The organism is Paractinoplanes ferrugineus, assembly GCF_016862195.1.
Classification (GTDB): domain Bacteria; phylum Actinomycetota; class Actinomycetes; order Mycobacteriales; family Micromonosporaceae; genus Actinoplanes; species Actinoplanes ferrugineus.
Genome location: NZ_BOMM01000014.1, coordinates 1 through 14,209 on the forward strand (window position 1 = coordinate 1; position 14,209 = coordinate 14,209).

Annotated in this window: 15 protein-coding genes and 1 pseudogene; 7 read left to right on the top strand and 9 right to left on the bottom strand. The window is 71.0% G+C overall.

Features of this window, described 5'->3' with window-relative positions:
• On the top strand, nt 1-424 hold a 424-nt coding region (locus Afe05nite_RS09600), incomplete at its 5' end, for a hypothetical protein (protein ID WP_203816647.1).
• A 284-nt stretch (nt 425-708) separates the two neighbouring features.
• Here Afe05nite_RS09600 and htpX read toward each other — a convergent pair.
• Nucleotides 709-1,581, bottom strand: coding sequence for a zinc metalloprotease HtpX (htpX, locus tag Afe05nite_RS09605; RefSeq protein WP_203816648.1), 873 nt, complete (start codon nt 1,579-1,581; stop codon nt 709-711).
• 103 nt (nt 1,582-1,684) lie between these two features.
• Here htpX and Afe05nite_RS09610 point away from each other — a divergent pair, with 103 nt between their 5' ends.
• Genes Afe05nite_RS09610 through Afe05nite_RS09635 form a run of 6 tightly spaced genes read left to right on the top strand, consistent with a single transcriptional unit; the run spans nt 1,685 to nt 5,680 of the window.
• On the top strand, nt 1,685-2,158 hold the full coding sequence (locus Afe05nite_RS09610; protein WP_203816649.1) for a GNAT family N-acetyltransferase: 474 nt from the start codon (nt 1,685-1,687) through the stop codon (nt 2,156-2,158).
• 51 nt (nt 2,159-2,209) lie between these two features.
• Nucleotides 2,210-2,662 (top strand): DUF4396 domain-containing protein, encoded by a 453-nt coding sequence (locus tag Afe05nite_RS09615; protein WP_203816650.1) that lies wholly within the window; start codon nt 2,210-2,212, stop codon nt 2,660-2,662.
• 29 nt (nt 2,663-2,691) lie between these two features.
• Nucleotides 2,692-3,147 (top strand): DUF1707 SHOCT-like domain-containing protein, encoded by a 456-nt coding sequence (locus Afe05nite_RS09620; protein ID WP_203816651.1) that lies wholly within the window; start codon nt 2,692-2,694, stop codon nt 3,145-3,147.
• Nucleotides 3,148-3,157: 10 nt separating this feature from the next.
• On the top strand, nt 3,158-4,168 hold the full coding sequence (locus Afe05nite_RS09625) for an LLM class flavin-dependent oxidoreductase (RefSeq protein WP_203816652.1): 1,011 nt from the start codon (nt 3,158-3,160) through the stop codon (nt 4,166-4,168).
• A gap of 40 nt (nt 4,169-4,208) precedes the next feature.
• On the top strand, nt 4,209-5,033 hold the full coding sequence (locus tag Afe05nite_RS09630) for a GNAT family N-acetyltransferase (protein WP_203816653.1): 825 nt from the start codon (nt 4,209-4,211) through the stop codon (nt 5,031-5,033).
• 56 nt (nt 5,034-5,089) lie between these two features.
• On the top strand, nt 5,090-5,680 hold the full coding sequence (locus Afe05nite_RS09635; protein WP_203816820.1) for an MOSC domain-containing protein: 591 nt from the start codon (nt 5,090-5,092) through the stop codon (nt 5,678-5,680).
• On the opposite strand, the gene Afe05nite_RS09640 is transcribed toward Afe05nite_RS09635, so the two are convergent.
• From Afe05nite_RS09640 to Afe05nite_RS09675, 8 genes and pseudogenes are all read right to left on the bottom strand, one after another.
• Nucleotides 5,673-7,121 (bottom strand): NADH-quinone oxidoreductase subunit N, encoded by a 1,449-nt coding sequence (locus Afe05nite_RS09640; RefSeq protein WP_203816654.1) that lies wholly within the window; start codon nt 7,119-7,121, stop codon nt 5,673-5,675. The two genes, Afe05nite_RS09635 and Afe05nite_RS09640, sit on opposite strands and share 8 nt — an antisense overlap.
• The gene (locus Afe05nite_RS09645; protein WP_203816655.1) at nt 7,118-8,590 is read right to left on the bottom strand and encodes a complex I subunit 4 family protein; all 1,473 of its coding nucleotides are present in this window, start codon (nt 8,588-8,590) and stop codon (nt 7,118-7,120) included. Before Afe05nite_RS09645 ends, Afe05nite_RS09640 begins: the two co-directional genes overlap by 4 nt.
• Entirely contained in the window at nt 8,587-10,485 is a 1,899-nt protein-coding gene (locus Afe05nite_RS09650; protein WP_203816656.1) for an NADH-quinone oxidoreductase subunit 5 family protein, read from the bottom strand. Before Afe05nite_RS09650 ends, Afe05nite_RS09645 begins: the two co-directional genes overlap by 4 nt.
• On the bottom strand, nt 10,482-10,856 hold the full coding sequence (nuoK, locus tag Afe05nite_RS09655) for an NADH-quinone oxidoreductase subunit NuoK (RefSeq protein WP_203816657.1): 375 nt from the start codon (nt 10,854-10,856) through the stop codon (nt 10,482-10,484). The genes Afe05nite_RS09650 and nuoK overlap by 4 nt, the downstream gene beginning before the upstream one ends.
• A 497-nt stretch (nt 10,857-11,353) precedes the next feature.
• Nucleotides 11,354-11,911, bottom strand: a pseudogene (locus tag Afe05nite_RS09660) (NADH-quinone oxidoreductase subunit J family protein); the annotation flags it as partial.
• Nucleotides 11,908-12,543, bottom strand: a complete 636-nt coding sequence (locus Afe05nite_RS09665; RefSeq protein WP_203816658.1) for a NuoI/complex I 23 kDa subunit family protein — start codon at nt 12,541-12,543, stop codon at nt 11,908-11,910. The gene Afe05nite_RS09665 and the pseudogene Afe05nite_RS09660, both read right to left, overlap by 4 nt.
• A 93-nt stretch (nt 12,544-12,636) precedes the next feature.
• Nucleotides 12,637-13,596, bottom strand: a complete 960-nt coding sequence (locus tag Afe05nite_RS09670; RefSeq protein ID WP_203816821.1) for a complex I subunit 1/NuoH family protein — start codon at nt 13,594-13,596, stop codon at nt 12,637-12,639.
• On the bottom strand, nt 13,596-14,207 hold the full coding sequence (locus Afe05nite_RS09675) for an NADH-quinone oxidoreductase subunit C (protein ID WP_203816659.1): 612 nt from the start codon (nt 14,205-14,207) through the stop codon (nt 13,596-13,598). Before Afe05nite_RS09675 ends, Afe05nite_RS09670 begins: the two co-directional genes overlap by 1 nt.
• Between the last annotated feature and the right edge of the window lie 2 nt (nt 14,208-14,209).

Below are 14,209 nucleotides of genomic sequence, written 5' to 3' on the forward strand. Positions count from 1 at the left end.
CCCGGCCCAACAGGCGTGGGCGCTGACGGCAGTGGCCCGGACGGTCATGGCCGGCGGGGATGTCGTACGGGCGGAAAGCCTGGCTCGCTCGATCAGCGACCCGGCCCAACAGGCGCAGGCGCTGGCGGCGGTGGCCCGTACGGCCGCGGCCGGTGGCGATGTCGCGCGGGCGGAAGGCGTGGCCCGCTCGATCACCGACCCGGCCCAACAGGCGCAGGCGCTGACCGCGGTGGCCCGGGCGGTCGCGGCCGGCGGCGACATCGATCGGGCCAGCCGGGTCCTGAGTGAGGTGTTGGCGGTGGTGTCCTGGCAGGTGCCGTTGTCGGTGATGGCCGAGCATTGGCCATCGATGGTGCTGCGATGCGCGGATGCCCTATCCGGTAACGAACGTTCGGCAAGCCAAGAACAACTCCAGGCATCATGAGCACCGACCGGAGAGCCGACTCGTGCTGGAGTCCCTGAAACCGATTGATCTCGTGTTCGGGTGCGGCGGCATCCTGGTTCCGGCCGTCATCATCGCGACGGTGGCCAAGGTCAGGAGGGCCGCCCGCGAGAGGGGCATCTCATCGGACGCGACCGGCTGGCCGCGGGTGAACGGGTCGGTGCGGGCCTGGCATGCGGAGCTGGGTCACTTGGCGGGTCCGAGTTCCGGCCCCGGAGCTGCGTGAGCAGACCGGGGCCGTTTCTGTGAGGCTGGATGGTTGCTGGTCAGCGAAGTTGGACGGCGCCGGCCATCGCCTGCAGGCGGGCGATTCGCTGGGCCATCGGCGGGTGGGTGGAGAAGAGGGTGGAGATGCCGCCGGCGCGGAACGGGTTGGCGATCATCAGGTGGGCGGCGCTGGTCAGCTGGCCCTCGGCGGGGAGGGGGCGGAGCTGGGTGCCGTACTGGATTTTCTGCAGGGCGCTCGCGAGGGCGAGTGGGTCGCCGGTGAGCCTGGCGCCGGAGGCGTCGGCCTGGAATTCGCGGTTGCGGCTGATCGCCAGTTGGATGACCGAGGCGGCGAGCGGGCCGAGGATCAGCATGAGCAGCAGCGAGGCCGGGTTGGGGCGGTCGTCGTCGTCGGAGCCGCCGGCCAGCGGGAGGAAGATTGCCAGCTGGGCGAACATCGTGATGATGCCGGCCAGGGCGGCGGCGACGCTGGAGATCAGGATGTCGCGGTTGTAGACGTGCGACAGTTCGTGGCCGAGGACGGCACGGAGTTCACGCCGGTCGAGCAGGTGGGTGATGCCGACTGTGACGGCCACGGCGGCGTGCTGCGGGTTGCGGCCGGTCGCGAACGCGTTGGGCTGCGCTGACGGGGAGACGTAGAGCCGGGGCATGGGCTGGTTGGCGGCGGCGGAAAGCTCCCGGACGATCTGGTGGAGCTCCGGGAACTCGGCTTCGCTGACCGGCTGGGCGCGCATGGCCCGCAGCGCCAGCTTGTCCGAGTAGAAGTAGCTGAACGCGTTCATCGCCAACGAGATGACGGCGGCGAGAACGAGGCCGCCACTGCCACCGATCCAGTAGCCGATCGCCAGGATCAGCCCGGTGAGCAGACCGAGCAGAGCGGCCGTCTTGAGACCGTTGTGATGGCTGTGCAACTGAAACTCCTAGGTGGGTCGCGTACCCGTCTCAACGCCTTTGACCTGCTCTTTCATCCGTCCGGGACTGTGAGTTGGCTGAATGGTTGCTAGCGTCCCCGCCATGGCTGTCACCGCGTTACGAGCAATGATCGACACCGACCTGGACCCGCTGTTCGCGATGATGCGCGACCCGGAGTCGATGCGGATGGCCGCCTTCGTGGGGCGTGACCCGGACAACCGGGAGCTGTTCGAGGCGCACCTCTCCCGGCTGCGAGCCAACCCTGAGGTCACCTATCGGGTGATCACCCAGGACGGCGCGGTGGCCGGCATGATCTCCAGTTGGGTGACCGACGGCGAAACCGAGATCACCTACTGGGTGGACCGCGCGTTCTGGGGCCAGGGCATCGCCTCCGCGGCCTTGACGCTGTTCCTCCAGGTCGTCCGGTCCCGCCCGATCCACGCTCGGGCCGCCGCCGACAACCGGGGTTCGCTCCGGGTGCTGGAAAAGGCGGGCTTCAAGCAGGTCAACACCGAGATTTCGTACGCCGAGGGCCGCCACGCCGAGATCGAGGAAGCCGTCCTGATCCTGAGTTGACCGGTCCGGCCCGCCTTGGCTCCTGGTACCCCCTGGGGGTATGTTCCGAGGATGGGACTGACCAGGGCGGCCATCTCCGCCACGCTGCACTGCCTTACCGGCTGCGCCCTCGGGGAGATTCTCGGGATGGTGATCAGCACGGCGCTGGGCTGGCACAACGCCGGCAACATCGCGCTCTCGATCGCGCTGGCCTTCCTCTTCGGCTACACGCTCGCCATCCGGCCGGTGCTCGCGGCCGGGGTGGGGTTCCGGCGGGCGCTCGGGGTCGCGCTCGCCGCCGACACGGTGTCGATCGCGGTGATGGAGCTCGTCGACAACGGCAGCCTGCTCGTCATCCCGGGCGCCATGAACGCCGGACTCGGCGACGTGCTGTTCTGGGGCAGCCTCGTCGCGTCGCTGGCCATCGCGTTCGTGGTGACGGTGCCGGTCAACCGGTGGATGATCGCGCGCGGCAAGGGCCACGCCGTCGCGCATCAGTTCCATCACCCGGGTCACTCCGGATAATCTGAGCCCCACACGGGGAGGAGTGTCCGATGGCCAAAGAGGTGCGAGCCGACGTCGAGACGCTTCGCGCGGCCGACGCCGACCGGCAGAAGGTCGCCGACCAGTTGAAGTCGGCGCTCGACGAGGGCCGGCTCTCGTTGCACGAGTACGACGACCGGGTGCGCGAGGCGTACTCCGCGAAGACGTACAAGGAACTGCTTCTGCTCGTCTCTGACCTGCCGCACCCGGGTTTGTCCGCGACCGAAGTGGCCGCCCGCCGACAGGCGGAGCTGCGCCGCGAGGCGCGGCGGATGCCGACGGCGTTGATGGTGCTCTGGACCATCTGGGCGTCGGTCACCGTGGTCAACCTGGTGGTGTTCGGGCTCGTGGTGGCGAGTGTCGACGGCAGCGTCTATCCGTGGCCGGTGTGGATGCTGGTGCCGGGTGCGGCCCTTGGTGCGGTCACCGTCGGCGTGCAAGTGATCCGCAATCAGAGGCCGCGTTAAAGTCGGATCCATGAACCGCGTCCCGCTCTCCGTGCTCGATCTGGCTACCGTCCGTGAGGGTCACTCGAGCGCCGACGCGCTCCACGGCACCCTTGAGATCGCCCGGGCGGCTGACGATCTGGGCTATCACCGGTTCTGGGTGGCGGAGCACCACAACATGCCGGCCGTCGCGTCGACCGCTCCCCCAGTGCTGATCGCCTCGGTGGCCGCGCACACCCACCGGATCAAGGTCGGCTCGGGTGGTGTGATGCTGCCCAATCACATGCCGTTCGTGGTGGCCGAGCAGTTCGCGATTCTGGAGGCGCTGCACCCGGGCCGCATCGACCTGGGCATCGGGCGGGCGCCCGGCACCGATCAGACCACCGCGGCGGCGCTGCGCGGCGTCTCGCCCTACCTCACCGTCGAGCAGTTCCCGGAACACCTGCAGACCCTGTTGGCGCTGCTGGGCGACGAGCGGATCGACGCCGGGCCGGTGGCCCGGCTGCGGGCCACGCCGGCGGCGGAGAGCTTCCCCGAGGTGTGGATGCTGGGCTCCTCGACGTACGGGGCACAGGTCGCGGCCGCCCTGGGGCTGCCGTTCTGCTACGCCTTCCATTTCGCGGTCAGTTCGGATGTGGAGTCCGCGTTGCACCTCTACCGGTCGGGCTTCAAGCCGTCCCCGCAGTTCCCGCAGCCGCACGTGATGGTCAGTGCCTCGGTGATCGCGGCCGAGACCACGGAGGAGGCGCTCTACCTGGCTGGCCCCAGCCGAATCATGGCGCTGAGCCTGCGCACCGGGCGACTCGGGCCGATCGTCTCACCCGAGCAGGCGGCCGCGGTGGAACTGTCCGATCTGGACCGCGCGATGCTCGACTCGCTGCCGGGCACGCAATACGCCGGCACCGCCGAGGAGGTCGTCGACAGCCTCGACGCGCTGGTCGAGCGCACCGGGGCGGACGAGCTGATCCTCGCCGGGACCGTTCACGACCCGGCGACCCGGCAGGATTCGCTGGCCCGGATCGCCAAGGTATGGGGTCTCTGATCGGGGTGCGATTCGCCGGTGATCGGGCAAGTATTGGGGAATGCCCTGGGACTTGACCACCGACGTCGAGGCCTTCGCCTCGACCGCGGGGGATTTCTTGCGGACCCGGCCGGTCCAGCACACCGTGTTGCTCACGCTGATTGCCACGTTGCGGCGGCGCGGTCCGCACGCGTACGGGCCGGAAGATCCGGTTTTCGGGTTCTGGCGTGCCGGCGGTTCGGTGGAAGCGGTGCTGCTGCAGACCCCGCCGCATCCGATGATGTTCAGCTCGATGCCGGCGGCGGCCGTCGCGGAGGCGGCCGAGACACTCGCCGACCGCCCGCTGAGCGGCGTCAACATGACGGCCGACGTGCTCGACGACTTCGTCGAACGGCGCGGCGCCCCGGCGACCGTGACGATGCGCACCCGGTTGTACCTTCTGGACACGCTGACCCCATTGCCGGCGCCGAATGGGCAGGCACGGGTGGCGACAACGCAGGACCGTGACCTGCTGATGCGCTGGGACGACGAGTTCCACGCCGCGCTCGGCGAGCAGCCCAGCGCGGACCGCGGCGCGTTCGTCGACGAGCGGATCGGGTTCGACGGCTTCGTGCTGTGGGAGGTCGACGGCGTGCCGGTGTCGATGGCCGCCCGGTCCCGCATCGAGGCCGGCATGAGCCGCGTGCAGTCGGTCTACACCCCGCGCGAACTGCGCGGTCGCGGCTATGCCGGGGCGGCCACCGCGGCCGTCACCCAGCATGCGCTCGACCAGGGCGCCGAGTCGGTGGTGCTGTTCACCGACCTGGCCAACCCGACAAGCAACGGTCTCTACCAGCGATTGGGCTACCGGCCCGTCGAGGATCGGGTGGCGGTGAGGTTCTCGTGAAGGTGCTTTCGGTGAACGTCGGGGTGCCGCGTTCCAAGCCGACCAAGAAGCGCGGCATGACCGGCATCGACAAGCGGCCGGTCGACCACCCGGTGCTCGTACGGGCGCCCGGGCCGAAGACGACGGGGCTGCACAGTGGGCTGGTCGGCGACCCGATCGGCAACATACGCCACCACGGCGGGGACGATCAGGCGATCTACGCGTACGCGCGGGAGGACTACGACTGGTGGGAGAAGGAACTCGGCCGCAACCTGGCCGGCGGTGCCTTCGGGGAGAACCTCACCACCCTCGGCGTCGACGTGACCGGCGCGATGATCGGCGAGGTGTGGCGGATCGGCGACGTGCTGGAGCTTCAGCCCACCTTCGGGCGGGTCCCGTGCGCCACGTTCCAGGCGCGGATGGCGGAGCCGCAGTGGTCGAAGCGGTTCACCAGGGCCAATCGCACCGGGGCCTACCTGCGCGTGGTGACGCCGGGGCCGGTCCGGGCCGATGACTCGATCGAGGTCGTGCACCGGCCGGTCAAGAGCGTGAGCATCGCCGAGGCGTTCCACATCTACATGCTCGACAAGTCGCGGCTGGCCCGGCTGCTCGACGCCGAGGGCCTGCCGGCGGACCTGCGCGCGGAGGTCGAGAAGAAGATCAGCTGAGCGCGTCGAAGAGCAGCTGCGGTGCGAAGCCGACCGCCACCGCCGTGCCGGCCGCGATGATCAGGGCGGCCGCCACCGGACGGGTGACCCGCACGCGCGGATGGGTGGCCGCCTCGAGCAGGTCGGGGTCGACGAGCTGGATGCCCGGCTTGGGCGGGGTCACATAGAGCGTGGTGGCGACGCGCGCGTAGTAGGCGAGGCCGATCACCGCGTTCAGCGCGACGAAACCGGCGAGCCAGCCCCAGCCCTCGGCGATCAGCGCGTCGACCACCGTGACCTTGGCGAACATGCCGGCCAGCCCCGGCGGCAGGCCGGCCAGGCCGGCGAGGGCGAGCACCATGGCGGCGCCGAGCCACGGGTGCCGGCGGCCCGCTCCCCGATAGGCGAGCAGGTCACCGCCGTCCCCGGCGGGCGGTCGCAGGGCCACCACCACGCCGAACGCCAGGAACTCCAGGACCACGAAGAAGACCGCGTAGACGGCCGCCGAACGGACCCCGGCGGCGCCCAGGGCCAGCGCCGCCAGGATGTAACCGGCCTGGGCGATCGACGACCAGGCCAGCAGCCGCACCATCCGCTGCTGGCGCAGGGCGACCAGGTTGCCGGTGGTCATGGTGAGCACGGCCAGGGCGGCCACCACCGGGGCGGCGTCCAGCTTCGAGACGATCGCGATCAGGGCCAGGACACCGCCGAGCTTCGACGCGGTGGAGAGGTAGGCGGCCACCGGCAGGGGCGCGCCCTCGTAGGTCGGGGGCGCCCAGGCGTGCATCGGGACCGCGGCCACCTTGAACGCGAACCCGATCACCAGCAGGGCGGCCCCGGTCTGGGCGACCGGGCCGAGTGGTCCGATGCCGGCGACCAGGTGCTCGAGGTGGATGGCACCGGTGGCGGCGTAGTTGAGGGCCGCGCCGAGCAACGCGATCGCCGTCGAGACGATGCTGATCAGGAAGAACGTGATGGACGCGGACGCGCCCGCGGTGCTGGGCCGCTCCCCGGGCGCGAACCGGCGCAGGCCGACCAGCACGTACAGCGGAAGGGTCAGGGTTTCCAGGCCGACGATCAGGGTGATCAGGTCGCCGGCGTAACCGATCACCACCCCGCCGGTCATCGAGGCGGCCAGCAGGAAGCAGAACTCACCGGGCGGGGCGGCGCCGATCCGCAGTGCGGGCACGGACAGGGCCAGCACGCCGACGGTCAGCGCGGCGAACACGACGGCCATGGTCACCGCCAGCGGGGTCGGAACCCAGGAGCATTCGGCGCCGGCGCAGAAGGTCGGTCGCCGCACTCCGGCCACGATCGCGCAGACCGCGGTGGCGAGACCGCCGAACAGCAGAGCACCGACCGTGGCGGCGCGCCGCGCGACGATCAAGTCGGCGAGAAGGACGAGGACGGCGGCCCCGGCGGCGGCATAGAGCGGCAGCAGCGTCACGTGGTCGAGGGTCATCGGATCAGTGCCTCCACCGGCAGTGACGTCGCGGCCAGCACCAGCGTCGGCACGAGCCCCACGGCGAGGGTGAGCGCCACCAGCGGCGCCCAGGCGAACCATTCCGCCCCGGCGATGGCCGGCGACACCGCGGTGCCGACCGGTCCGTGCGTCACCTTGCGCAGCAACCGCAGGAAGTACGCGGCGGTCAGCGCGCCGCCGAGCGCGGCCACCGACGCCAGCACGATCCACAGCGCCCCGCCGTGCCGCACGGCCGCCACCACGGCGAACGCCTCTCCCCAGAAACCGGCGAGGCCGGGCAGGCCGAGCGAGGCGATCGCGGCGAAGCCGAGCAGGCCGGCGAGCCGGGGCGCGGTCTCCCGCAGCCCGCCCAGCTCGGCCAGGTCGCCGGTGTGCGCCCGGTCCTTGATCGCCCCGGCCAGGAAGAACAGCAGGCCGGTGATCAGGCCGTGGGCGACGTTGCCGAGAAGCGCGGCCTGGATGCCGGTCGCGGTCAGGGTCGCGATGCCGAGCAGCACGAAGCCCATGTGGCCGACGCTCGAATAGGCGATCAGCCGCTTCAGCTCGGTCTGCCGCAGACAGAGCAGCGAGCCGGCCAGGATCGCCGCGGCGGCCAGGATGCCGAGCAGCGGCGCGGCCCAGCGGGCCCCGAGCGGGGTCACCCCGACACCGACCCGGATCAGGCCGTAGGTGCCCATCTTCAGCAGCACGCCGGCCAGGATCACCGAGCCGACCGTGGGGGCCTGCGTGTGCGCGTCGGGCAGCCAGCTGTGCAGCGGCCAGAGCGGGGCCTTGACCGCGAACGCCACCGCGAACAGGGCGAACGCGGCGTACTGGGTGCTTCGGGAAAGACCCCCGCCACCGTTCAGGGCGACGATGTCGGCGGTTCCGGCGTGCACGGCCACCGTGAGCACGCCGAGCAGCAGGAGCACCGAGCCGAACAGCGTGTAGAGCACGAACTTGCGGCCCGCCCGCCGCCGCTGCTCGCCTCCCCAGCCGACGATCACCGCGTACATCGGTAGCAGCGTGACCTCGAAGAACAGGAAGAACAGGATCAGGTCGAGGCTGAGGAAGGTGCCGAGGATGCCGGTTTCCAGGACCAGGAGCAGGGCCAGGAGGGTACGCGGTTTGCCCCCGTCCGGCGCTTTCCAGATCGTGTAACCGCAGCAGAGCAGGGTCAGCAGCCCGGTGAGCGCGACCAGCGGATAGGAGATGCCGTCGACACCCAGGTGGAAGTCCAGATGCAGGGCCGGAACCCAGGACTGTTTCACCTCGGCCCACGGCCGCAGGTTTCCCGGCGGGGGCGACTCGTGGCCGAACGGCAGCGCGACGATCGGGATCAGGGCCGCCGCCGCGAACGCGGTCGCGATCCAGCCCGCGCGCCGAGCCGGCGACACGGCGAGAACGGCCGCACCGAGCGCCGGCAGGGCCAGGGTCGCGACCAGCAGCACGGGGTAGACGTCGTTCACGAGGCGGCTCCGAACCAGATGGTCAGCAGCAGGGCGCCGGCGAAAACGACGAGCGCGGCGAACGGCAGCGCGATCTTGTGCATCTCGGCGACCAGCTCACCGAGCCAGCTGGTGGCGGTGCCGGTGCCCTCGACCGAGGCGTCGACGACCTTTTCGTCGGTCGCCTTCGCCAGCCGGGCGATCCGCTGCACCGGGCGCACGACCAAGCGGTCCTGCACGGCGTCCAGGTGGAAGCCGGCCGCGAACAGCGAACGGGCCGGGCCGAGGAAGACGGCCGGGTCGACGCCGGGCACCGCGCGCCACATCCACCAGGCCGCGCCGGCGCCGAGGGCCAGCAGCACGAGCGGCAGGACGACGGCTACGCCCAGGTGCGGTTCGGTCAGCTCGAGAGCGGTGCGGAAGCCCGGGGCATAGGCCGCCAGACCGAGCAGCGCGGCCGGGACCGCCAGCAGCATGATCGGCCAGCGCATCGGGCCGGGTGGGTCGTGCGGAACGTGCGGCTGGGTGTAGCGGGCGTCGTCGAAGCCGACCTCCCAGTCCGGTCCGTCCGGGCCGTGTCCGCGGGAGAGCCCGAAGAACGCGAAGAGCAGCAGCCGGGTCGCGTACCAGGCGGTGATCGCCACCGCGAACAGCGCCGCCACCCACACCAGCCAGGCCACCCAGACCGGGGCGGGACCGCCGCCGTCGGTCGCGTGCGCGGCCGCCGCCAGCACGTTCTCCTTCGACCAGAAACCGGCCAGCGGGGGCAGGCCGGCCAGCGCGCCGAGACCGATCACGAACGACCAGAACGTCACCGGCATGTGCTCGCGCAGGCCACCCATCCGGGACAGGTAGTTGGTGCCGACCGCGTGGATCACCGCGCCGGCCGCGAGGAACAGCAGCGCCTTGAACGCGGCGTGGGTGAGCAGGTGGAACAGCGCGCCGGCGGGCGACCCGACGGCGAGGGCCCCGGTCATGTAGCCGATCTGGCTGACGGTCGACCAGGCCAGCACACGTTTCAGGTCGTCCTGGGCGGTGGCGCTCAGCGCACCGAGCAGGATCGTGATCGACGCGGCCACGCCCAGCACGGCGAGGGCGGCCGGGGACTGCTCGAACAGCGGGTACAGCCGGAAGACGACGTAGACGCCGGCCGCGACCATCGTGGCGGCGTGGATCAGCGCCGAGATCGGGGTCGGACCGGCCATCGCATCGGGCAGCCAGGTGTGCAGCGGGAACTGGGCGCTCTTGCCGGCCACCCCGGCCAGCACCAGGATCAGCGCCGCGGTGAGCGTGCCGGAGCTGTAGTCGTGGGTGAGGACGGTGCTGATCCGGGTGGTGCCGGCGTCGACGGCCAGCAACGCGATGCCGAGCAGGAAGCCGACGTCGCCGACCCGGGTCACCAGGAACGCCTTGACCGCGGCGGCCGGGGCCTCGGGCAGCCGTCGATCATGGCCGATCAGGAGGTACGAGCAGGCGCCCATCACCTCCCAGCCGACAAGCATGCCGATCAGGTCCCCGGACGTGACGACCAGCAGCATGGCGCCGGTGAAGATGCTGACCTGGGCGGCGTACGGCGGATAGCGGGGGTCGTCGTGCAGATAGCCGATCGAGTAGATCTGCACGCACAGGGCGACCACGCCGACGGCCAGTGCCACATAGAGCGCGGCCAGATGGGCCGAGAAACCCAGCGTGACGTCGATGGCGCCGATGCTCACCCAGTGTGTCTGGGCTTCGAGTGGCATGGTCGCGCCCAGCAACAGCTCGCTGGTCACCGCGAGTGAGATGGTTGCGCCCGCGATGCCGAGGCCGGCGGCCAGTCGCCGGGGACCGCCGTTTCCGGGTCCGAGGGTCAGGCCCACGAGGCCGAGCAGCAGCGGCACGCCGGGGATCAGCCAACCGAGTGTCGCGACGTTCACCCGGTCACCTGCTTCTCGTGGTCGTGCTGGTCCAGCCCGACCTCATCGATCACGACGTCCCGGTGCAGCCGGTAGTACTGCAGGACGATGGCCAGGCCCACGCCCACCTCGGCGGCGGCCAGCACGATCACGAACAGCGCGAAGATCGCCCCCGATTTCGGCTCGGGCACCGGGTAGGCCCAGGACTCCGCCTGGACGCCGGTCAGGGTGGCGCGAACGGTGGCGTCGGCGGCGACCAGAATCAGGTTGATCGCGTTGAGCATCAGCTCGACGGCCATCAACACCATGATCGCGTTGCGCCGCCGCAGGACGCCGTAAACCCCAAGAGCGAACAGCAGCGAGGCGATGACGTACGGGATTACCGCGTGCATCACCGCTCCTTGCTTTCATCGTCGCCGGCCGGGAGCTCCGGGCGCTTGCCCTCGGCCGGTTTGCCCTCGGCCGGTTTGCCCTCGACCGGCCTGCTCTCGACCGGCTTACTCCCGGCCGGCCGGGAGTTGGCCGGCCCGTCCTCGACCAGCTCGCCCTCGACCACGTCGCCCTCGATCGCCGGGCGGCTGCGGGCGGGCCGGGCACCCTCGATCGCGCGCTTCGGCTCGATCGGCTCGTCGCGCTCGACCACACTCTCGCCCCGGATGATCCGGGAGTCGAGGACCTCGGCCTCGGCCGGCTCGCCCACCCGCGGCCGGTTCTCGTGCGCGCCGAAGATGACGTCGTGCGCCTGCCGGTGCATCGGGTCGGCCGGCTCCGGGGCCGGCTCGGGGGCGTTCGCCGCCGCCGCGGCCGCCAGCTCGTCGGCGTGCGCCTGCCGGACCCGGGCCTGCGCGGCGGCCTGGCGGGCGGCGATCCGCTCCAGACGGGCCACCACCTCGGCCGACTCGTCGACCGGGTCGGGCGGCGGGGCCGGGGCCGGAGCCGCGGGATCGGGGCGGGCGCCGAGATCGGGCCGGGACAGCACGATCGCGCCGACCAGGGCCGACAGCAGCAGGATCGACAGCACCTCGAACGGCAGCACCCAGGCACCGAAGACCTGCTCGCCGACCCGCTGGGCGGTGCCGGGCGGGGGCAGCTCGAACTCGGTCCAGCGGAAGGCGTCGGCGAGCAGCGCGGTCAGCCCGAAGCCGGTGCCGGCGCCGATGATCGCGGCCGGGAGCGCGGGGCGGTCCAGGTCCCGGGACGGGCCGATCGGGGCCCTGGTCAGCATCACCGCGAACAGCAGCAACACGACCACGGCACCGACGTAGACCAGCACCTGCACCCAGGCGACCAGCTCGGCGCCCATCACCAGGTAGAGGCCGGCCGTCGCACCGAGGCTCACGACCAGGTAGAGGCCGGCCCGGACCAGGTGACTGCTGGTCACCACGAGCGCACCGGAGCCGACCGCGATCGCGCCGAGAGCCAGCAGGAGCGCGTCCGCCACGGTCACTGTGGTTGCTCCGGCGGTTCCGGCTTGGCATGCGCGGCTCGGTTCGGCCGCCCTGCGGTTGGGGTGGAGGTACGCCGTACATCCGCTTTGGCCGCCGTCGCCGCCCCCGGACCCGCCGCCTTCCGCGCCGCCGTCGCCTCTTCCTTGGAAGGCTCGCCGAGCACGTCGTGGGCCGGCGGCGGAGGCACCGTGCGCATCCACTCCCCCAGCCGGTTCTTGTCGTGCAGCAGGTCGAGCACGTCGGTCTCGGCGTATTCGAACTCGGGCGTCCAGTGCAGCGCGTCGAACGGGCAGACCTCGATGCAGATGCCGCAGTACATGCAGAGCGAGAAATCGATGTCGAACTTGTCGAGCACGTTGCGCTGCCGCGCGCGTGCCGCTCCCGGGACGACGACCTCTTCCTTGTGCGAATCGATGTAGATGCACCAGTCGGGACACTCGCGTGCGCACAGCATGCAGACCGTGCAATTTTCCTCGAGCAGCGCGATCACGCCTCGGCTGCGCGGCGGGAGTTCCGGTTCGACGTCCGGGTATTGCTGGGTCGTCGACCGCTTGGTCATGGTCTTGAGCGTGACGGCGAGCCCCTGCACCAGCCCCTTGCCCGGCGTGCTCCGCTCCCCGTCATCAGTCACAAACGCATATCCTGCCCCGTCCCACGGCCGGACGCGAGCACACCCCCATGGGTTCTTCGGTGCGGTGAGTTCCGGACGCCGCGCCGCCCCCGCTCACGTCGCGACCTTCACGGCGGCGGTGAGGACCAGCTGGCCCAGGGCCAACGGGACCAGCACCAGCCAGCAGAGGCGCTGCAATTGGTCCTCGCGCAGCCGGGGGTAGGTCACGCGCAGCCAGATGATCACGAAGGACAGCGCGAAGATCTTCAGCAGCGTCCACAACCAGCCCAGCTGGTCGGCGGCCGGACCGTGCCAGCCGCCCAGGAACAGCACCGTGGTCAGGGCGGCGATCACGATGATGCCGACGTATTCGGCGAGCAGGAAGAACGCGAACCGCAACCCGGTGTATTCGGTCATGTAGCCGAAGACCAGCTCCGAGTCGGCGATCGGCATGTCGAACGGGGGGCGGCGGATCTCGGCCAGGCCGGAGACGAAGAAGATGATCGCGGCGGGCGCCTGCCACAGCAGCCACCACGGCTTCCACGCCTCGACGATGCCGGGCAGGCTCAGCGTGCCGGCCGCCATCGCCACGCTCGCCGCCGCCAGCACCAGCGGCAGCTCGTAACCGAGCAGCTGGGCGGCCCCGCGCAGGCCACCGAGCAGGCTGTACTTGTTGGCACTGGCCCACGCCGACATCAGCACGGCCAGCACGCCCACGCCGAGCACGGCGAGGACGAAGAACAAGCCGACGTCCAACGGCTGCGCGACCAGGTTCCCGGGCCCGAGCGGGATGGCCAGCAGCACCAGAAGGTAAGGGAACAGCGCCACCAACGGAGCCAGCCGGAAAACCCCACGGTCGGCGTCCCGTGGCGTGATGTCCTCCTTCTGCACGAACTTCACGCCGTCGGCGACCAGCTGCGCCCAGCCGTGATAGGCGCCCGCGTACATCGGGCCGAGCCGGCCCTGCATGTGCGCCATCACCTTGTGCTCGGCCTGGCCGACGATGAGCGGCAGGGTGAGGAAGGCGACCACCACGGCCACCACCCGGATGATCAGCTCCAGCCAGACAGGCATCATTTGCTGTTCGGTCCCCACTCGGCGGGATCGGGCACGCCCGGCGGGCGCATCGGGGCGCGCTTGGTCGTGCCGGCCTCCGACTCACCCGGCTCCTTGGCGCCCGGCCAGGCCTTCGCCACCCGCGACGCCAGCACGAACTCCTTACGCATCGGATGGCCCTCGAAGCCCGGCGGCAGCAGCAGCGGCTTCAGGTCGGGGTGGCGGGCGAACGTGATGCCGAACATCTCGAACGTCTCCCGCTCGTGCCACGCCGCGCCCGGGAACAGCTCCACCACCGACTCGACCACCGGCTCCTCCCGCGTGATGCGGGTGCGCAGCAGCAGCGAGTGCTTACGACGCGTCGAATAGAGGTGGCAGAGCACCGAGAAACCGTCGTCGAGCTCGTCGACCGCCGACAACCAGTCGAAGAAGTCGCAGCCCAGCGCACCATTGTGCTTGGCCGTGCCGACCGCCTCCCACCAGCGGGCGACCGGCACGTCGACGACGGCGCGCTCGTGGCCCGGACCGCCCCCGGAGACGGACGCGGTCGCGTTCGCCTTGTCGGGCTGATCCGGCGAGTCGTCCTCCATCAGCGTGACCAGGCGTTCGCCGACCTCTTCGGGCGTCATGG